The organism is Pseudomonas sp. GD03858 (assembly GCF_029840925.1).
Lineage (GTDB): Bacteria > Pseudomonadota > Gammaproteobacteria > Pseudomonadales > Pseudomonadaceae > Aquipseudomonas.
In genome coordinates this window covers 19,587-39,620 of record NZ_JAOCDM010000032.1, presented here as the reverse complement: position 1 = coordinate 39,620, position 20,034 = coordinate 19,587, and the positions used below count along the sequence as shown (strand labels likewise).

General features: G+C 64.5%; 16 protein-coding genes. 8 read left to right on the top strand and 8 right to left on the bottom strand.

Annotated elements, in window-relative coordinates:
- Window positions 1–13 precede the first annotated feature (13 nt).
- Both N5D48_RS11300 and N5D48_RS11295 read left to right on the top strand, forming a co-directional pair.
- Window positions 14–1,315, top strand: a complete 1,302-nt coding sequence (locus tag N5D48_RS11300; RefSeq protein ID WP_279884135.1) for a mechanosensitive ion channel family protein — start codon at window positions 14–16, stop codon at window positions 1,313–1,315.
- Window positions 1,316–1,479: 164 nt separating this feature from the next.
- On the top strand, window positions 1,480–2,682 hold the full coding sequence (locus tag N5D48_RS11295) for an MFS transporter (protein ID WP_279884133.1): 1,203 nt from the start codon (window positions 1,480–1,482) through the stop codon (window positions 2,680–2,682).
- Between the two features lie 3 nt (window positions 2,683–2,685).
- On the opposite strand, the gene N5D48_RS11290 is transcribed toward N5D48_RS11295, so the two are convergent.
- From N5D48_RS11290 to N5D48_RS11280, 3 genes are all read right to left on the bottom strand, one after another.
- The gene (locus N5D48_RS11290) at window positions 2,686–3,558 is read right to left on the bottom strand and encodes a carboxylate/amino acid/amine transporter (protein ID WP_279884131.1); all 873 of its coding nucleotides are present in this window, start codon (window positions 3,556–3,558) and stop codon (window positions 2,686–2,688) included.
- Window positions 3,559–3,879: 321 nt separating this feature from the next.
- Window positions 3,880–4,479 (bottom strand): FMN-dependent NADH-azoreductase, encoded by a 600-nt coding sequence (locus N5D48_RS11285; RefSeq protein ID WP_279884129.1) that lies wholly within the window; start codon window positions 4,477–4,479, stop codon window positions 3,880–3,882.
- A 109-nt stretch (window positions 4,480–4,588) separates the two neighbouring features.
- The gene (locus tag N5D48_RS11280; RefSeq protein WP_279884127.1) at window positions 4,589–4,903 is read right to left on the bottom strand and encodes a 3-phosphoglycerate kinase; all 315 of its coding nucleotides are present in this window, start codon (window positions 4,901–4,903) and stop codon (window positions 4,589–4,591) included.
- A gap of 50 nt (window positions 4,904–4,953) precedes the next feature.
- On the opposite strand from N5D48_RS11280, the gene N5D48_RS11275 reads away from it, so the two are divergent.
- From N5D48_RS11275 to N5D48_RS11260, 4 genes are read left to right on the top strand one after another with little or no spacing between them, the layout of a single operon-like run.
- Window positions 4,954–5,877 carry a LysR family transcriptional regulator gene (locus N5D48_RS11275; RefSeq protein WP_279884125.1) on the top strand — a complete coding sequence of 308 codons (924 nt, stop codon included), beginning with the start codon at window positions 4,954–4,956 and terminating at the stop codon, window positions 5,875–5,877.
- Between the two features lie 13 nt (window positions 5,878–5,890).
- Window positions 5,891–6,703, top strand: coding sequence for an alpha/beta hydrolase (locus N5D48_RS11270; RefSeq protein WP_279884123.1), 813 nt, complete (start codon window positions 5,891–5,893; stop codon window positions 6,701–6,703).
- A complete protein-coding gene (locus N5D48_RS11265; RefSeq protein WP_252825359.1) occupies window positions 6,697–7,254 on the top strand; it encodes a peptidylprolyl isomerase in 558 nt (185 codons plus the stop codon). The genes N5D48_RS11270 and N5D48_RS11265 overlap by 7 nt, the downstream gene beginning before the upstream one ends.
- Before the next feature lie 51 nt (window positions 7,255–7,305).
- Complete coding sequence (locus N5D48_RS11260) at window positions 7,306–9,138, top strand: ABC transporter ATP-binding protein (RefSeq protein ID WP_279884119.1); 1,833 nt, start codon at window positions 7,306–7,308, stop codon at window positions 9,136–9,138.
- 120 nt (window positions 9,139–9,258) lie between these two features.
- Here the strand turns inward: N5D48_RS11260 and N5D48_RS11255 are convergent, their stop codons facing one another.
- Window positions 9,259–10,386: a GNAT family N-acetyltransferase gene (locus tag N5D48_RS11255; protein WP_279884118.1), complete on the bottom strand. Its 1,128-nt coding sequence runs from the start codon at window positions 10,384–10,386 to the stop codon at window positions 9,259–9,261.
- 240 nt (window positions 10,387–10,626) lie between these two features.
- On the opposite strand from N5D48_RS11255, the gene N5D48_RS11250 reads away from it, so the two are divergent.
- Window positions 10,627–11,871: a putative porin gene (locus tag N5D48_RS11250; protein ID WP_279884116.1), complete on the top strand. Its 1,245-nt coding sequence runs from the start codon at window positions 10,627–10,629 to the stop codon at window positions 11,869–11,871.
- A gap of 210 nt (window positions 11,872–12,081) precedes the next feature.
- Here the strand turns inward: N5D48_RS11250 and N5D48_RS11245 are convergent, their stop codons facing one another.
- The 4 genes from N5D48_RS11245 to N5D48_RS11230 form a co-directional block, all read right to left on the bottom strand.
- Entirely contained in the window at window positions 12,082–13,203 is a 1,122-nt protein-coding gene (locus N5D48_RS11245) for a beta-ketoacyl-ACP synthase III (protein WP_279884114.1), read from the bottom strand.
- 233 nt (window positions 13,204–13,436) lie between these two features.
- Complete coding sequence (gene hrpA, locus N5D48_RS11240) at window positions 13,437–17,342, bottom strand: ATP-dependent RNA helicase HrpA (RefSeq protein WP_279884112.1); 3,906 nt, start codon at window positions 17,340–17,342, stop codon at window positions 13,437–13,439.
- A 105-nt stretch (window positions 17,343–17,447) separates the two neighbouring features.
- Window positions 17,448–17,696, bottom strand: coding sequence for a hypothetical protein (locus tag N5D48_RS11235; RefSeq protein ID WP_279884110.1), 249 nt, complete (start codon window positions 17,694–17,696; stop codon window positions 17,448–17,450).
- 12 nt (window positions 17,697–17,708) lie between these two features.
- Window positions 17,709–18,206: a hypothetical protein gene (locus N5D48_RS11230; protein WP_279884108.1), complete on the bottom strand. Its 498-nt coding sequence runs from the start codon at window positions 18,204–18,206 to the stop codon at window positions 17,709–17,711.
- A gap of 463 nt (window positions 18,207–18,669) precedes the next feature.
- Between N5D48_RS11230 and N5D48_RS11225 the strand changes: the two genes are divergently transcribed.
- Entirely contained in the window at window positions 18,670–20,034 is a 1,365-nt protein-coding gene (locus N5D48_RS11225) for a glutamine synthetase family protein (protein WP_279884106.1), read from the top strand.

Sequence of the window (20,034 nt, the reverse complement as noted above, 5' to 3'; positions counted from 1 at the left end):
TGTTTATACGCCTATGGACATCCAACGATTCTGGCGCGATGCCCTCGACCTCTGGGGCACCCTCGACCAACACCCGCTGCTGCATGCCACGCTCGGCCTGATCGTGCTGCTGCTCGTCTCACTGCTGATCGGCCGTCTGGCGCGCTTCCTGGTGCTGCACTCCAGCCGCCTGCTGGCCCGCCAGCAGGCGCTCAGATGGCTGGACGACCTGCGCCACAACAAGGTGTTCCACCGCCTGGCGCAGACCACCCCGTCACTGGTGGTGCAGTTCGGCCTGAAGCTGGTGCCGGAGCTGTCGGCCACCGCCCAGCACTTCCTCGGCAACCTCGCCCTGGCCGTGACCCTGCTGTTCATGACCCGCGCCCTGTCCTGCCTGCTCGACGCCCTGCTGGATATCTACGCACGCACCGAACACGCCCGCACCCGCTCGATCAAGGGCTACATGCAGCTGGCCAAGATGATGCTGTGGATCTTCGCCGCCATCGTCATCGTCGCCACCCTGATCGACCGCTCGCCGCTGTTGCTGCTGTCGGGTCTGGGCGCCATGTCGGCGGTGCTGCTGTTGGTGTACAAGGACACCCTGCTGTCGTTCGTCGCCAGTGTGCAGCTGACCAGCAACGACATGCTGCACGTCGGCGACTGGATCGAGATGCCCCAGGCCGGTGCCGACGGCGACGTGGTGGACATCACCCTGCACACGGTCAAGGTGCAGAACTTCGACAAGACCATCGTCTCGATCCCCACCTGGCGCCTGATGAGCGAGTCGTTTCGCAACTACCGCGGCATGCAGCAGTCGGGCGGGCGACGGATCAAGCGCAGCCTGTTCATCGATGCCGGCGGCGTGCGCTTCCTCACTGCGGAAGAAGAACAGCGCCTGGGCCAGATCCGCCTGCTCGGCGATTACCTCTCGCAGAAACGCCAGGAGCTGCACAGCTGGAACGAAGCGCTGGGACCGGTGGCGGAACTGGCGGCCAATCGGCGCAAACTGACCAATATCGGCACCTTCCGCGCGTTCGCCCTGGCCTATCTGAAGAACCATCCCAACGTGCATGCGAACATGACCTGCATGGTCCGCCAGATGCAGGCCACCGCCGAAGGCGTGCCGCTGGAGATCTACTGCTTCACCACCACCACGGCGTGGGCCGAGTACGAGCGTATCCAGGGCGATATCTTCGACTACCTGCTGGCGGTGCTGCCGGAGTTCGGGCTGAGCCTGTACCAGCAGCCGAGCGGCAACGACATGCGTGCGGGGCTGGCGGCCAGGCCGCAGCCTCAGCCCCAGCCACGCAGCCTGGACGCGCTAAGCGAGGCCTGACCGTGCAACCGGGGCGCCCGACCGGGCGCCCTTTGCATTGCGCCCCCAAGGCGCACTACCCTAGGGCCATCCAGGACGACGTCATCACGGAAGATCGACGGCCCACTCGCCACGCCCATCCCTGACGCTCGACAGATGCCTGCCACAGCCTTCGTGAGCGAGCCATGCCCCAGGACATTTCCAGCGTTTCACTGCAAGACGCCCCGCCATCGCCTCGGCGCAAGGCCCTCGCCGCCGCCAGCCTCGCCCATGGCGTGCATGACGGCCTGACCGATGTCATCTACGTGTTGCTGCCCCTCTGGCAGGTCGCCTTCGGCCTCAGCTACGCCCAGGTCGGACTGCTGCGCGGCGCCTACGCCGGCATGATGGCGGGCTTCCAGCTGCTGGCCAGCAAAGGCGCCCGGCGCTGGGGCCGCGAAGCCCTGTTGGTCCGGGGCACCGCGCTGGCCGGGCTGGCCTACCTGCTGGCCGCCCAGGCCAGTGACCTGAGCCTTCTGCTGATCGCCCTGATGCTCGCCGGCCTCGGCGCCAGCACCCAGCATCCGCTGGCCAGCGCGCTGGTCGCCGATGCCTACGAAGGCAGCGGCAAGGTGAAGCAGGCCCTGGCCCAATACAACTTCGCCGGGGATATCGGCAAGGCGCTGATCCCGGGCCTGGTCGGCCTGGTGCTGGTGTATGTGTCATGGCAGGCCAACGCCACCGCGCTTGGCCTGCTCGGCCTGGGGGCGGCAGCGGCGCTGTGGTGGCTGTTGCGCCAGGCGCCACCCGCAGGGCGATCAACGCGCAAGGCCACGGGCCAGGACCGGGTTGGCTCAAGGTCGGGGCTGGCCGCGCTGATCGCCACCGGCACCCTCGACAGTGGCGTGCGCATGGGTTTTCTGACCTTCCTGCCGTTCCTGCTGCAGAGCAAGGGCGCGACGACCGCGCAGATAGGCCTGGCCCTGACATTGCTGTTCATCGGCGGCGCCTTCGGCAAGCTGTTCTGTGGCTACCTGGGCGCCCGGCTGGGGCCGGTACGCACCGTGATCTGTACCGAACTGCTGACCGCAGGATTGATCCTGGTGGCGCTGCTGCTGCCCTACCTGCCGTTGATGCTGGTGATGCCTCTGATCGGCGTGGCACTCAACGGCACCTCGTCGGTGCTGACCGGGCTGGTGCCGGACTTCGCCGGCCGCGAACAGCGCGAGCGGGTGTTCGCCTGCTTCTATACCGGCACCGTCGGTGGCGGCGCGCTGGCGCCGGTGCTGATCGGCGCGATATCCGACCACACCGGGGTGGAACAGGGATTGATGGCGCTGGCAGGCACGCTGCTGCTGACCCTGCCATTGTGCCTGGCCGTGCACACTGGCCTGCCGCGCCGGCAATGACCCTCAGGCGGCTCCCGGCACCCTCGCACGCTGGCCACCCAAGCGGCTCAACCACACCGACGCCAGGATCACCGAACCGCCAATGGCCAGACGCCCGAGCGGTTCGTCCTGGTTCCAGATCAGCAGGTTGAGCAGCAAGCCCACCGGCACGTGCAGGTTGTTCATTACCGCCAGGGTGCCGCCGGAGACCAGGCAGGCGCCCTTGTTCCACCAGTACAACCCCAGCGCCGTCGGGCACAGGCCAAGGAACAGCAGCACCAACCACTGGGTATCGGTGCTCGGCAGGTGCTGGGCATTGCCGAACAGCAGGAAGGCCGGCAGCACCACGATCAAGGCACCCAGGTAGAAGTAGCCGAATCGGCGGTAGTGCGGCAGGTCACTGGGGTGACGGGCAACCAGATGTCGGTACAGCACCTGGCCGGCGGCATAGGTGAAGTTGGCCAGTTGCAGCAGCAAAAAGCCGATGAAGAACTCGCCCGAGATGGTATCGAAGCGAATCACCGCCGCCCCGGCCACCGCCACCAGCGCGGCGAGCAGCGCCCAGGGATTGAAGCGCCGGTTCAGCGCATCCTCGATCAGCGTGACGTGCAATGGGGTGAGGATGGTGAACAGCAGCACCTCCGGCACCGTCAGCACGCGGAAGCTGAGGTACAGGCAGACATAGGTGATGCCGTATTGCAGCGCGCCGATCAGCAGCATCGAGCGCAGGAAGCGCGGCTCGACCTGGCGCCAGCGGGTCAGCGGCAGAAACACCAGCCCGGCCAGCACCACCCTGGCGAGCACGGCGAAGTAGCTGTCGACATGGCCGGCCAGGTATTCGCCGATCAGGTTGAAGGAGTACGCCTGGATCAGCGCGACGATTATCAGGTAGCCCATGGTGGCCTCTCGAGGATCAAGGCGGCGACCTTAGCGGGTTGGGTCCGGGCAGTTCAACCATGGGAAATGTGCGGGTGCTTGGGGTCATCGCCCTCCTTGGTTGCACGCTCGCCTGGCGGATATGCGTGGGAGCGGGCTTGCCCCGCGATGCCACAGGCTCGGCAAACATCATCGACCGATCTGGCGCTATCGCGGGGCAAGCCCGCTCCCACGCCGTTCTCCCACGTCGTTGTTACGAGCAAAAAAAAGCCCGGCCATGAACTGGCCGGGCAGGCACACCCAAAGGAGCAACAGGGTGTCAGGTTGGGAATTCGTCGCGCCTCAGGCCACCGCCGCCACTTTGGCCTTGGCCTGGTTCAGCCCCTTCTCGTGGAACTCGGCGCTCATGTTCAGACCTTCGGCATGGATGAATTCCACCTCGTGAATGCCGATGAAGGCCATCACCTGGCGCAGGTAGGGTTCCTGGTGGTCGCTGCTGGCCCCGGCATGGATGCCGCCGCGAGCGGTGAGGACGATGGCGCGCTTGCCGTTGAGCAGGCCCTGTGGCCCGGTCGGGGTGTACTTGAAGGTGATGCCGGCGCGCAGCACGTGGTCCAGCCAGGCTTTCAGGGTGCTGGGGATGGTGAAGTTGTACATCGGCGCGGCCATCACCAGCACGTCGGCAGCCAGCAGCTCGTCGGTCAGTTCATTGGAACGCTCCAACGCTGCACGCTCGGCGGCGCTGCGCTGCTCGTCCGGCTTCATCCAGCCACCGAGCAGGTTGGCATCCAGGTGTGGCACAGGGGTCACGGCCAAGTCGCGCACCGTGATCTCGTCGGCTGGGTGAGCCGCCTGCCATTGCCGGATGAAATCCTGGGTCAGTTGACGGGAAACGGAATCCTGCTGACGGGCGCTGCTTTCGATGATCAGTACGCGGGACATGGGTGCCTCCATCGGCGGTAAGGGGTGGCGATTCGATGGAGGTGAGATTAAATGTTGACCTATCGATAAAAAAGCGTAAAAAGTGGGATCAATCTATCGATTTATCAGTTTATTCCGCTTTGCAGTCCACGGCGATGCGCAGTTTGATGATCTGCCGGTTGAACTTGGCGGTGACATCCACGCTCCTGCCGGCCGGCACATTGACCCGACGCACGCGCGGCGCCTCGGGACCATTGCGGAACGTGACCTTGCAGGCGGCCGGGACCTGCCCATAGTTGTTGAGGCTGATCGAGCCGATGTCGTAGGCCGTGTCGTAGGCGGTGTAGTCGACCTTGACCCCGGTCATTTCCTTCTCCACATCGATAGGGTATGCCATCGCCCCAAGGGGCAGGCACAGCAGCAAAGCCGCACAACATTTCTTCATACGGGCGCTCTCCTTGAGAAGAGCGCAGCTTAGGACAACAGGAGCCTTGGATGAAAGCGCCGCGCGTAACTCTTGATCAGTGGCGGACCCTGCAGGCGGTGGTCGATCACGGCGGGTTCGCCCAGGCCGCCGACGCCCTGCACCGCTCGCAGTCGTCGGTGAGCTACACGGTGGCGCGCATGCAGGAGCAACTGGGTGTGCCGCTGCTGCGCATCGACGGGCGCAAGGCGGTGCTCACCGAGGCCGGCAGCGTGCTGCTGCGCCGTTCGCGACAACTGGTCAAGCAGGCCAGCCAGCTCGAGGACCTGGCCCACCACATGGAGCAAGGTTGGGAGGCCGAGGTGCGACTGGTGGTCGACGCCGCCTACCCAAGCGCCCGCCTGGTCCGAGCCCTGAGCGCATTCATGCCGCAGAGCCGCGGCTGCCGGGTACGCCTGCGCGAGGAGGTGCTATCGGGCGTCGAGGAAGTGCTGCACGAAGGCATCGCCGACCTTGCCATCAGCAGCTTCAACATCGGCGGCTACCTGGGCACCGAACTCAGCCCGGTGGAGTTCGTCGCTGTCGCCCACCCCGAACACGCCCTGCACCGCATGGGGCGCGAGATCACCTTCCAGGACCTGGAAAGCCAGCTGCAGGTGGTGATTCGCGACTCCGGTCGGGCTCAGCCACGCGATGTCGGCTGGCTCGGCGCCGAACAGCGCTGGACCGTCGGCAGCCTGGGCACCGCCACTACCTTCGTCAGCAGCGGCCTGGGCTTTGCCTGGCTACCTCGGCACATGATCGAGCGCGAGCTGCGTGACGGCGTGCTCAAGCCGCTGCCGCTGGATCAGGGTGGCAGCCGCCATCCGCTGTTCTACCTTTATTCCAGCAAGGAAAAGACCCTGGGGCCGGCCACGCAGATCCTCATCGAACTGCTGCGCAATTTCGACACCGCACCGCTGGACGTGCCCTTCGCAGCCCCCCCGCAAGCCTGAGAGGACCGCGCCCATGGCCTGTTTCGAACATGACGGATGCCTGCTGCATTACGAGCAACACGGCCAGGGCCAGCCCCTGGTACTGCTGCATGGCCTGGGTTCGAGCAGCCAGGACTGGGAACTGCAGGTACCCGAACTCAGCCGTCACTATCGGGTGATCCTCATGGATATCCGCGGCCATGGGCAGTCTTCCAAGCCACGCGCGGGCTACCAGATAAAGACCTTCAGCGAGGACCTGCTGGCCCTGCTCAGGCACCTGGACACCGGCCCGGTGCACTTCGTCGGCCTGTCCATGGGCGGCATGGTCGGTTTCCAGTTCGCCGTCGACCACCCCGAGTGGCTGCGCAGCCTGTGCATCGTCAACAGCGCCCCCGAGGTCAAGCGCCGCACCCGCAGCGACTGGATCTGGTGGCTCAAGCGCTGGGGCCTGGCGCGCCTGCTCAGCGTCGAGACGGTCGGCAAGGGCCTGGCCGAACGGCTATTCCCCAAGCCGGAGCAGGCCGAACTGCGGCGCAAGATGGCCGAGCGCTGGGCGCGCAACGACAAACGTGCCTACCTCAAGAGCTTCGACGCCATCGTCGACTGGGGCGTGCAGGAACGCATCGGCCAGATCCGTTGTCCCACGCTGGTGATCGCCGCCGACCACGATTACACACCGATACAACTGAAAGAGCGTTATGTTGCGATGATGCCCAATGCCAGGCTGGCGGTCATCGACGATTCGCGGCACGCTACGCCGCTTGACCAACCCGAGGTCTTCAACCTCACGCTACTGCAATTCCTCGCAGCCGCCTCCACCTCTCAAGGATCTTTGAGCCCATGCTGAAAAAACTTCTGCTCACCGCCTGCTCGGTCGCCTTCGCCACCAGCGTCATGGCTTCCGACAAGACCCCGCACGTGCTGCTGGACACCAGCTTCGGCCAGGTCGAGATCGAGCTGAACGCAGAAAAAGCCCCGATCAGCACGAAGAACTTCCTCGAATATGTCGACAGCGGCTTCTACAACAACACCATCTTCCATCGGGTGATCCCGGGCTTCATGGTCCAGGGCGGCGGCTTCACCGACCAGATGGTGCAGAAGAGCACCAAGGACCCGATCCGCAACGAGGCGAGCAACGGCCTGCAGAACACCCGCGGCACGCTGTCCATGGCCCGCACCTCCGACCCGAACTCGGCCACCAGCCAGTTCTTCATCAACGTCGCCGACAACGATTTCCTCAACCCGGGCCGCGACCGTGGCTATGCGGTGTTCGGCAAGGTCACCAAGGGCATGGAGGTGGTCGACCAGATCGTCAACTCGCCAACCACCGTCAAGAAAGGCATGCGCGATGTACCGGCGGACCCGGTGTACATCAAGTCGGCCAAACGCATCGACTGATCCCGCCTCGCACAGGGATGTGAGTCGGGTCGAACAGGAGTGTCGTCACCCATGCTGTACCGTCGTTTCGAGCAGTTGATCGATATTTTCCGCGAGGCGCCCAGCGAGGCGCCTCCCGGCAAGGTCTGGCCGTTCTACCTCTACTACCTGCGCCAGGTCTGGCCGAGCTTTCTCGCCCTGCTGATCGTCGGGCTTGTCGCCTCGCTGATCGAGGTCGCGCTATTCAGCTACCTGAGCCGGATCATCGACCTGGCCCAGGGCACGCCCAACGTCAACTTCTTCAGCGAGCACAGCGGCGAGCTGATCTGGATGCTGGTGGTGGTGCTGGTGCTGCGCCCGGTGTTCTTCGGCCTGCACGACCTGCTGGTGCACCAGACCATCAGCCCGGGCATGACCAGCCTGATCCGCTGGCAGAACCACACCTACGTACTCAAGCAGAGCCTGAACTTCTTCCAGAGCGACTTCGCCGGACGCATCGCCCAACGCATCATGCAGACCGGCAACTCCCTGCGCGACTCGGCAGTGCAAGCCGTGGATGCCCTTTGGCACGTGCTGATCTACGCCATCAGCTCACTGGTGCTGTTCGCCGAGGCGGACTGGCGGCTGATGCTGCCGTTGCTGGTGTGGATCGCCTGCTACATCGGCGCGCTGTACTACTTCGTGCCAAGGGTCAAAGAGCGCTCGGTGATCTCGTCGGATGCCCGTTCCAAGCTGATGGGGCGCATCGTCGATGGCTACACCAACATCGCCACGCTCAAGTTGTTCGCCCACACCGACTACGAGCAGCAGTACGCGCGCGAAGCGATCAGCGAACAGACCGAGAAGACCCAGCTGGCCTCGCGGGTGATCACCAGCATGGATGTGGTCATCACCTCGCTGAACGGCCTGCTGGTGGTCACCACCACCGGCCTTGCCCTGTGGCTGTGGAGCCAGTCGTTGATCAGCGTGGGCGCCATCGCCCTGGCCACCGGCCTGGTGATCCGCATCGTCAACATGTCCGGCTGGATCATGTGGGTGGTCAACGGCATCTTCGAGAACATCGGCATGGTCCAGGATGGCCTGCAGACCATCGCCCAACCCGTCACCGTCAGCGACAAGCCCGCGGCCCCCGCGCTCAAGGTCAGCCGCGGCGCGGTGCGCTTCGACCATGTGGACTTCCACTACGGCAAGGGCGGCAAGGTCATCGATGCGTTGAACCTGGACATTCGCCCTGGTGAAAAGATCGGCCTGATCGGCCCGTCCGGCGCCGGCAAGTCGACCCTGGTCAACCTGCTGCTGCGTCTGTACGACATCGACAGCGGACGCATCCTCATCGACGGCCAGGATATCGCCGAGGTCAACCAGGCCAGCCTGCGCGCGCAGATCGGCATGATTACCCAGGACACCTCGCTGCTGCACCGCTCGATCCGCGACAACTTGCTGTACGGGCGGCCGGATGCCAGCGACGAGGAGGTCTGGGAGGCGGTGCGCCGGGCCCGGGCCGACGAGTTCATCCCGCAGCTGTCCGATGCCCAGGGCCGTACCGGCTTCGACGCCCATGTCGGCGAGCGCGGCGTCAAGCTCTCCGGCGGCCAGCGCCAGCGCATCGCCATCGCCCGGGTACTGCTGAAGAACGCGCCGATCCTGATCATGGACGAGGCCACCTCGGCACTGGACTCGGAGGTCGAGGCGGCGATCCAGGAAAGCCTGGAGACGCTGATGCAGGGCAAGACAGTGATCGCCATTGCCCACCGCCTGTCGACCATCGCCCGGATGGATCGGCTGATCGTGCTGGACAAGGGGCACATCGTCGAGAGCGGCAGCCACGGTGAGTTGCTGGCACAGCGCGGGTTGTATGCGCGGTTGTGGCATCACCAGACCGGTGGGTTCGTCGGCGTCGATTGACGCAGGTTTGATGGGCGGGTGTTCGTGGGAGCGGGCTTGCCCCGCGATGGCGATGACCGGGACGTACGCTATCGCGGGGCAAGCCCGCTCCCACGCCCCCGCTCTCCTACGCAAAGGCAGTCAAACCTGGCGATACGGCAACATCCCCCGCGCCTCCTCGGCGTAGGCCATCACCCCTTCGCGCTCCTGGCTCAGGAAGTCCGCGACCGCCCGGCGCAACCCCGGGTGCAGCAGGTAATGCCACGATCGCGTGATCACCGGCTCGAACCCGCGAATCAGCTTGTGCTCGCCCTGGGCACCGGCATCGAAGCGCTGCAAGCCTTCGCCGATCGCAAAGTCCATGCCCTGGTAGAAACAGGTCTCGAAATGCAGGCGGTCGAATTCGTCCAGGCAACCCCAGTAACGTCCGTACAGGCTGTCGCCACCCACCAGACTGAAAGCCATGGCCACCTCGCGTCCTTGTTGTCGAGCGATCACCACGCGAATCGCCTCGGCCATGCGCTCGGCCACCAGGCTGAAGAATTCACGGGTCAGGTACGGCGTCCGTCGCCGTACCACATAGGTGTTGGCATAGCAGCGGTAGACGAAATCCCATTGCGCCTCGCTCAATTCACCACCGCGATACCAGGCGAAGTCGATCCCCTGCCCCGCCACCTGCTCGCGCTCCTTGCGCATCTGCTTGCGCTTGCGCGAGCTGAGGGTGTCGAGAAAATCCTGGAAGTCCCGGTAGCCAGGATTGCGCCAGTGGAACTGGCAACCCAGGCGCTCCATCCAGCCTGGCAGCCCGCCGATGGCTTCATCCAGTGCCGGGTCGGTGAAGTTGATATGCGCCCCGGACAATCCGCCCTTGCCCAGGTACTCCGGGATCGCCTGCAACAGCAGCATGCCATCGGCCTGGTCGGCAGCCAGCAGCCGCGGCCCGCTCACCGGGCTGAACGGCACGGCGCCGAGCAACTTGGGGTAGTAGGCGATGCCCGCGCGCTCGCAGGCATCGGCCCAGCCATGATCGAACACGTACTCGCCGAACGAATGCCACTTGCGGTAGGCCGGCAACAGCGCTCGTACCTCGCCGTCGCGCTCCAGCACCAGATGCTCGGCGGCCCAACCGGTTGCAGGAACGACACTGCCGCTGTCCTCCATGGCCGTGAGGAAGGCATGGCGCAGGAACGGCTGGCCGGCTGGCACCAGGGCATCCCAGGTGGCTGCCGGCAGGTCGCGCAGATGGGCAAGGCTGTGAAGGCTGATCACGATACCGACTCGCTTGGGAACAGAGCGCCAGTATTGCCAAAGCGGTCGTGACACTCAAATGACGCGCCGTTTACTTAACAACAGTGCCACTGTTTAGACATTATTCTGTCATTCGCCCCCGCAATACTTGCGCCTGTTTTCCGGAACCCCAGAACCTGTCTATTCAGGCCCTTTCCGAAGACATGCCAACTTGGGGGCGGGCGCTTGAGCCTCCCCACTTTTTCCAACAGGGAGAACCTTATGCGTCTTGTTTCTACACTTACCGGGGTGAGCCTCACCGGCATGATGCTGGCTCTGAGTACTCCGGCCAGTGCTGCTGTCGACGCCAAGCTGCTCGAAATGCTCCGCGCCAATGGCTCGATCAACCAGGCGCAGTACAACGAACTGCAGGGCGACCTGGCAAAGGAAACCAAGGAAAAGGCCGACCAGAAAGCCCAGTCCGAGCGTCTGAGCTCGTTCGAACAGAAAGTGGCATGGGCCGCCAAGACCCAGATCAAGGGCGATGTGCGCCTGCGCTACGAAGACGTCAACGTCGACAACCCCAACAGCCGCAGCGGCAACCAGGACCGCGAGCGCGTACGTGCCCGCGTCGGCTTCTACAGCGAGATCAACCCGCAGGTCGACGCCGGTATCCGCGTGGCCACCGGCAGCAGCTCGGACGCTCGCTCGACCAACCAGAGCCTGGACAACTACTTCGACAAGAAATCGCTGTGGGTGGACCTTGCCTACCTCGACTGGCACCCGACCGCCGTGCCCAACCTGCACCTGATCGGCGGCAAGATGATGCAGCCCTGGGTGAGCATGGGCGACATCATCTGGGACAGCGACATCAACCCTGAAGGCGTGGCCGTCACCTACAAGACCAACCTGGGCGGCGCCGAAGTGTTCGGCAGCGCCGGTCACTACACGCTCAAGGACAACGTCGACGGCGACGGCGTGCAGTTCAAGCACGACGCCCAGCTCTACCATGGCCAGCTGGGCACCAAGTTCAACCTGGCCGACAGCGTCAAGGTCACCGTCGGCGGCAGCCTCTACGGCTTCGACAACGACAAGAAGTCGGCCGTGCTGCGCAGCTTCGGCAACACCACCACCGAGTTCAACCTGGCCGAAGGCTTTGGCCAGGTGGACTTCACCGGCTTCGCCATCCCGCTGTCGGCCTATGGCCAGTTCGTCAAGAACACCGACAGCACCGACGGCGAGGACAAAGCCTGGCTGGCTGGCCTGAAGACCAAGCTGGGCGCCTGGAGCCTGGACTACAACTACCGCGACGTGCAGCGCAACGCCGTGGTCAGCCTGTTCACCGACTCCGACTTCGGTGCCGGCTTCACCGGTTCGCGTGGTCACAAGTTCAAGGTCGGCTACGAGATCGACAAGAACTTCTCCCTGGGCGCGGCCTACCTGATGGCCAAGACCGACCTGTCGCAGTTGCCGAACAACAATGCTGACGTCGACACCCTGCAGGTCGACCTGGAAGCCAAGTTCTAAGCGCTACGCGACCTTGCTCCACCCTGAGGCGGGAAATGCTGATCCCCATCCAGCGTTTCCCGCTTTTTTTTCGCCTGCCAGAAAGCAGGGGCTGCTTTGCAGCCCTTTCGCGACACAAGGCCGCTCCTACAGGGGATCGCATTTCCCTGTAGGAGCGGCCTTGTGTCGCGAAAGGGCCGCACAGCGGCCCCGGCATTCTTGAACCGGAAATCAGCGCTTGCGCAGCACCACGCTGCCGATCGAATACCCCGCACCGAACGAACTCAGCACTCCCAGCGAACCCTTGGCCAGGTCATCCTGATACAGGTGGAAGGCAATCACCGACCCCGCCGAACTGGTGTTGCCATAGCGATCGAGGATCACTGGCGCATCTTCCTCGGCCACTTCACGCCCCAACAGCTTCTTGACGATCAGGTGGTTCATGCTCAGGTTCGCCTGGTGCAGCCAGAAACGCTTGACGTCCGAAGGCTGCAGGTCGTTCTCGGCCAGGTGCTGGCCGATCAGCTCGGCGACCATCGGGCAGACTTCCTTGAACACCTTGCGGCCTTCCTGCACGAACAGCTTGTCACGGGCACCGATGCCCTCTTCCGCCGCGCGGTTGAGGAAGCCGAAGTTGTTGCGGATATTGTTGGAAAACGCGGTCAGCAGCTTGGTGCTGACGATGTCGAACTGGTGTTCGGAGGTAGCCAGGTCGGCACGCTCGATCAGCACGGCAGTGGCGGCGTCGCCAAAGATGAAGTGGCTGTCGCGGTCGCGGAAGTTCAGGTGGCCGGTGCAAATTTCCGGGTTGACCACCAGCACCGCGCGTGACTGACCCAGTTGCACGCTGTTGGCCGCGGTCTGGATACCGAAGGTAGCCGACGAGCAGGCCACGTTCATGTCGAAGGCGAAGCCCTGGATACCCAGCGCCTGCTGCACTTCGATGGCGATGGCCGGATACGGGCGCTGCAGGTTGGAACAAGCGACGATCACGCCATCGACATCGGCGGCGGTGCGGCCGGCACGCTCCAGGGCCTGGCGGGCGGCAGCCACGCCCATCTCGCAGAGGATCGATTGCTCGTCGTTGGAACGCTCCGGCAGGCGCGGCTTCATGCGCTGCGGGTCGAGAATGCCGGCCTTGTCCATGACGAAGCGGCTCTTGATGCCCGAAGCCTTCTCGATGAAAGCGGCGTCGGACAGCGGCGCCGCCTCGACCTCGCCACGCTCGATGGCGACGGCGTTGTCACGGTTGAAACGCTGCGCCCAGGCGTTGAAGGATTCCACCAGTTCTTCGTTGGAAATGCTTTGAGCCGGGGTGTACAGGCCGGTGCCGCTGATCACGACGTTGTGCACGGTCGTTCCTCTGTCAGAGGCCATCGCCAAACGGGCGCTGGCCGAAAAAAGGTCGATACTGGCACCTTGGTACCAGTTTGTAGGCGAGGGCTTCGCCCTCGTTCGCGGGTAAACCCGCTCCCACAGGACATCGCCATTTTCAGAACCGACGATAATCCTGTGGGAGCGGGCTTGCCCGCGAATGGGCCGCAAAGCGGCCCAAATTCCACCAAGTTTGCCACAACTTGGGGCGCTTAGGCTTCCACCTGACTCCACTGTTTGCTCAGTCGCTTGTCGGAAACCGGCACCTTCGTCCCCAGTTGCTGGGCAAACAACGACACCCGGTATTCCTCCAGCAGCCAGCGGTACAGGGTCAACTGCTCATCGCGCTTGCCCTCCTGGGCATGCTTGTCGGCGCGGGCCTGGTACTGCGCCCAGCAATTGGCCAGCTCGCCGCTCCATACCCGGTCTTTCTGCACCTGCGAACCCAGCTTCTCCAGGCGCAGCTCCACCGCCTTCAGATAACGCGGCAACTCCTTGAACCAAGCGCCCGGCGTCTCTCGCACGAAGCCCGGGTACACCAGATTGGCCAACTGTTGCTTGATGTCGTTGAGCGCCACGGCCTGGCTCAGGTCGATCTTGCCCTTGAAGCGCTTCTGCAGGCCGTGCCATAGCTTCAGCACCTCCAGGGTCTGGCGGGCCAAGCGTTCGGCATGCTCGGTCCAGCTGCCGCGCTTGCGTTCGGCCAGCGAGGCCAGGCCCGCACCATCACGCGGCAGTGGCTCTTCGCCTTCCAGCACACAGCTGTCGAGGCTGGCGAGCAGAATGTCCTCGACCAGCGCCTCGACCCGGCCCAGCTCGCGGTACAGCAGCCCCAGTTCGGTCAGCCCCGGCAGCTTGCCGCGCAGGAACTTGGCCGGCTCGGCCAGCTGTTGCAGCAACAGGCGCTGCAAGGCACGACGATGCTGGAACTCGGCCTCGGCCTGGGTCGAGAACCTCCCCTCGCGCACCGTGCCGTTGTCCTCGACCAGCGCCGGGTAGACGGTCATCGACAGCCCGGCGATCTTCTGCTGGGCGGTCTGCGCCACTTGCGAGAATGCCTTGGCCTGCACCGGCTGCTCGGCCTTCTCGTTGCGCGGCAGGGCCAAGGCGGCCTGGCTGGCGGCGGCGAAGCGCGCGGTCAGCTCGGCCAGGTCGCGGCCTTCGCCAAGGAACTTGCCCTGGGCGTCGACCACTTCGATGTTCATGCGCAAGTGCCCTTCCACCAGCCCCGCCGCTTCAGTCCAGGCCTCGTCCGACACCCGCGCCCCGGTCATGCGCAGCAACTCCTGGCCCAGGGCCTGCGGCAACGCACCCTGGCCGAACACCATGCGCGACAGGGCAGCCTTGACGAAGTCCGGCACCGGCACGAAGTTCTTGCGCAGGGCCTTGGGCAAATTGCGCACCAGGGCGATGCACTTGGCCTCCAGCAGGCCGGGCACCAGCCATTCCAGGCGCTCACCCGGCAGGTTCGGCAACAATGGCGCCGGCACCCGCACGGTCACGCCGTCACGCGGATGGTTCGGCTCGAAGTGATAGCTCAGCGACAGGCGCAGCTCACCCACCTGCAGGTGGTCGGGATACTGCGCTGCGGTGACCTCGCTGGCCTCGCGGGCGAGCACGTCCTCTTCACGCATGATCAGCAGGTTCGGATCCTTCTGGCTGTTCATCCGGTACCAGCTGTCGAAGGTCGCGGTCTGGTGGATCTCTTCGGGCAGGCGCGCCTCGTAGAAGGCGTACAGCGTCTCCTCGTCAGCAAGAATGTCGCGCCGACGGGCCTTGGCCTCCAGTTCGTCGAGCTGCTCCAGCAGGCGTTTGTTGGCCGCCAGGCACTTGGCCCGCGACTGGATCTCGCCACCTACCAGGCCCTCGCGGATGAACAGTTCGCGCGAAGTGGCCGGGTCGATCGGGCCGAAGTGCACGGGCCTGCGGCCGACAATGATCAACCCGTACAAGGTGATCTGCTCGTAGGCCACCACCTGCCCGCGCTTCTTCTCCCAGTGCGGTTCGAAGTGGTTCTTCTTGATCAGGTGGGTGGCCAGCGGCTCGATCCAGTCCGGTTCGATCTTGGCCACCATGCGCGCGTAGAGCTTGGTGGTTTCCACCAGCTCGGCAGCCATCACCCACTGCGGACGCTTGCGACCGATGCCCGACGAGGGATGAATCCAGAAACGCCGCTGACGCGCGCCCTGGTAGTCGCCCTCCTCGGTCTTCTGGCCGATCTGACTGAGCAGGCCGCTGAGAATCGCCTTGTGCAGGGGCTGATAGTCACAAGCCTCCTTGTTCACCGCCAATTGCAGGTCACGGCAGATCAGCGCCAGCTGGCGATGGGCGTCGCGCCACTCGCGAAGGCGCAGGTAGTTGAGGAAGTTCTTGCGGCACCAGTTGCGCAGCGGGTTGGCGGTCAGCGCCTGGCGCTGCTCCTCGAAAACGCGCCACAGATTGACCAGGGCGGCGAAGTCGGAGTCGACATCCTTCCACTGGGCATGGGCCTGATCGGCGGCCTGCTGGCGCTCCGGCGGACGCTCGCGTGGGTCTTGCACCGACAGCGCACTGGCGACGATCAGTACCTCCTGCAGGCTGCCCTGGCGGGCGCCTTCGAGCAGCATGCGCCCCAGCCGCGGGTCGATCGGCAGGCGCGCCAACTGGCGGCCCAGCGGCGTGAGCTGGTTCTCGCGGTTGACCGCCGAGAGTTCCTGCAACAGGTTGAAGCCGTCGCTGATGGCCTTGCCATCCGGCGGTTCGATGAACGGGAAGGCATCGATCGCGCCCAGGCGCAGGTGCAGCATCTGCAGGATCACCGCAGCCAGGTTGGTGCGCAGGATCTCCGGGTCGGTGAACGCCGGCCGGCCATTGAAATCGTCCTCGCTGTACAGGCGAATGCAGATGCCCGGCTCGACCCGGCCGCAACGGCCTTTACGCTGGTTGGCGCTGGCCTGGGACACCGCCTCGATAGGCAGGCGCTGGACCTTGGCCCGGTAGCTGTAACGGCTGATGCGCGCGGTGCCGCTGTCGATCACGTAGCGGATGCCCGGCACCGTCAGCGAGGTTTCGGCGACGTTGGTGGCCAGGACCACGCGACGACCGCTGTGGGACTGGAAGATCCGCTGCTGCTCGGCCGGCGACAGCCGCGCATACAGCGGCAGGATCTCGGTGTGGCGCAACTGCGCCTTGCGCAGGATCTCGGCGGCGTCGCGGATCTCGCGCTCGCCGGGCAGGAACACCAGCACATCGCCCGGCCCCTTGCCCTGACTGCGCTCGTACTGGGCGATCTCGTCGAGGCTGGCGAGGATCGCCTGGTCCACGGAAAGGTCTTCCTCGACCTGGTTGCCCTCCTCGTCGTGCTCGCTGGTCAGCGGCCGGTACCAGGTTTCCACCGGGTAGGTACGGCCAGACACCTCGATGATCGGCGCGCCGTCGAAGTGCTTGGAGAAACGTTCCAGGTCGATGGTCGCCGAGGTGATGATCAGCTTCAGGTCCGGACGGCGATGCAGCAGGGTCTTGAGGTAGCCGAGCAGGAAGTCGATGTTCAGGCTGCGTTCGTGGGCCTCGTCGACGATGATCGTGTCGTAGCGCTCGAGAAAGCGGTCGTGCTGGGTTTCGGCCAGCAGGATACCGTCGGTCATCAGCTTGACCAGGGTGTTCGAATCGCTCTGGTCCTCGAAGCGCACCTGGTAGCCGACCAGCGCCCCCAGCGGCGTGCCCAGTTCCTCCGCGACCCGCGCCGCCACGCTGCGCGCGGCGATCCGCCGGGGCTGGGTATGGGCAATCAGGCCATGGCTGCCGCGCCCCAGCTCCAGGCAGATCTTCGGCAACTGGGTGGTCTTGCCCGAGCCGGTCTCGCCGGCGATCACCAGCACCTGGTGCTCGGCCAGGGCCTTCTTGATCTCGTCGCGCTTGGCCGCGATGGGCAGGCTGTCGTCGTAGCGAATGCTCGGCACGCTCTGCTGGCGCGCGGTGACCTGGGCGCAGGAGGCCTGGACCTTTTCCACCCACTGCGCGAGCTTGCCCTCGTCGGGGCGCTTGCGCAGCTCGTGCAATTGCCGGCGCAACCGATGGCGGTCGGCGATCATGGCGTGGTCGAGGTTCTTTAGCAGTTGGTCGATGGCGTGGTCTGTCATGGGGCTTTTTAATGATGCAGGCGAGTGCTGCTTTTTCATGATCGGCAGGCGTAAGAGGCGGGATTGTCGCAGATTTGCGAAATCGATGCTGCCTGTGCCCGCCGTTCAGTCGCGATCACGCTCGAAATAGCGGGAGCGCTTGAACAACAACGGGGCAGCAATTGCCACGAAAAAAGCTGACCAGCCAATACCATCAAGTTGCAGGAACTGCTCTTCACCCAGTTGATTACAGGCGGTCATCCCCGTGACGTTAAAGACGATATAGAGAAAAAACCTGATGCACCTTGACCGGCATGCCCAGTCGACCAACGTGCCGACCACGAGGGCATAGCAAATACCATAAAGCACCCACATATCCGCTCCCCTTCAGATAATCAACATCAGGCTGCTGGATTGGGGACCAATACCGCCTTTCACGGTTGCTGATAGCGATGCCAGTACATCCCCAGCATGAAAAGTAGGAATCTTATTCTGAATCAACCACGCCACAGCTCCGGTGACAGCGATCCCTGCGACCGCCCCCGTAGGCCCACCTGCCATTGCTATCGCAACATCCGCCGTCGCTTTACCCGCTGCGGTACTGAAAATGCCCGAAACCCTGTACCTCTGCTGATTGAGGCTGTCCCCCTGCTGGCGAGTTAACGGCCGCGATACCGCAACCGTCATCAGGCAAGGCCGCTGCCCTGCCAGCATCCGGTCGTAAAGCTCCGCCATTTTTTCAACGACCCGATAGTGCCCGGCATGTACCCATGGCAGGCCCGTTTGCCGGATTTGGCAACATTCCCCTGGCTGGATGATGAACTCGCTGACATCGAAGACGATCGCGTGATGGGCGATTACCTGATAAGTCCTTTGCGCTTGCATGGCTGTCCCTGTCGCCTACCTATCCGGCAAAACATAGGGACTTTCACCTCTGGCCCCGGCCCTGCCAATTTGCCTGGGTCCGATAAAACCATGGGAAGCTTCCTAAGCTGCTGCGACGCGGCGGAAAGACCTTGCCAATGTTTAGCTGCCACCGGAATGAACGTCGCCATTCACTGCTTTAATCAACCTTAAAGGCCATGTGAGTATCCAGGGATGCTTCCCGACCCGATGATCGCCCGCCCGCTGCCCCACCCTTCGCTGCCGAAGGCCCGGGCCCGTGCCGGTGAAAATCCACTGGTCCATATCATCCTGGCGTTCTGGGCGCTGTGGCATTGCCGTCACGCGCGCCCACCGGACACTTCGCTCACGCACTCCTGACCCGACTCGGCCACCCTCTGGCCGATTGACTCAGCCTGACCGCTCGCGTGCGCGGCGGTCCAGTGTGCCCCAGAGCGAATCCACCATGCATTTTGCCCCCGCAGAACACGCCAGGCGTTTCCTGGCCGACAACCCCGATATCGACCTGATCGAGCTGTTCATCCTCGACGCCAACGGCGTGCCACGCGGCAAGCTGCTGCACCGCGACGAGCTGTTGGCGGTGTACGAGAGCGGTCGACCACTGCCGAGTACCATCCTTGGCCTGACCGTCAACGGCGACGACGTGGAAAACTCCGGCCTGGTCTGGGATGTCGGCGATATCGATTGCCGCGCCTACCCTCTGGACGACAGCCTGGTACGCCTGCCCTGGCGTCGGGTGCCGACCGCCGCGGTGCAGGTCAGCATGCACCCCAGCGAGGGCCTGCCGGCCAGTGTGGCCGATCCACGCCATGTGCTGCTGAAGGTCATCGACGCACTCAAGGCCGACGGCTACCACCCGGTGATGGCCTGTGAACTGGAGTTCTACCTGCTCGACCAGCAGCGCGATGCACAAGGCCATCCGCAGCCGGCGCTGGACAGCGACGGTGGCCGCCCGCGTGGCACCCAGGTCTATGGGTTGCGCGAACTGGAGCAGATCGAGCCGTTCCTCGCCGATCTCTATGCCGCCTGCAAGGCCCAGGGTATTCCGGCCCGCACGGCTATCTCGGAGTACGCGCCGGGCCAGGTGGAAATCACCCTGGAGCACGGCGACGCCCTCGCCGCAATGGACCAGGCGGTGCGCTACAAGCGCCTGGTCAAAGGCGTGGCCAACGCCCACGGCATGCAAGCCTGCTTCATGGCCAAGCCGTTCGCTCGGTTGGCCGGCACCGGCATGCACATGCACCTGAGCCTGGCCGACGCCGCCGGCAACAATCTGTTCGCCAGCGAGGACAAGGCCGGCACCCCGCTGCTGCGCCAGGCGGTGGCCGGCATGCTGCGCCATCTGCACGAGTCGCTGCTGCTGTTCTGCCCGAACGCCAACTCGTTTCGCCGCTTCCAGGCCAACAGCTATGCCCCGCTGGCACCCACCTGGGGGGTAGACAACCGTACCGTCAGCCTGCGGGTCCCTGGTGGTCCGGCCAACAGCCGTCATGTGGAACACCGCATCTGTGGCGCCGACGCCAACCCCTACCTGGCCGCGGCGGCGATTCTCGCCGCCAGCCACGCGGGCATCCGCCAGCAGCTGGATCCCGGTGCGCCGGTAGAAGGCAACGGCTACGCCCAGGCTAGCGAACACCTGCCCACCGACTGGCTGACCGCCCTCGATGCCCTGGAGCGTTCGAACTGGGCTCGGGAAGCACTGGGCGAGGCTTTCCTCGGCGTCTACCTGAAGGTCAAGCGCGCCGAGTACCGCCAGTTCATGGCCGAAGTCGGCGAACAGGACTGGCGCTGGTACCTGCACCAGGCTTGA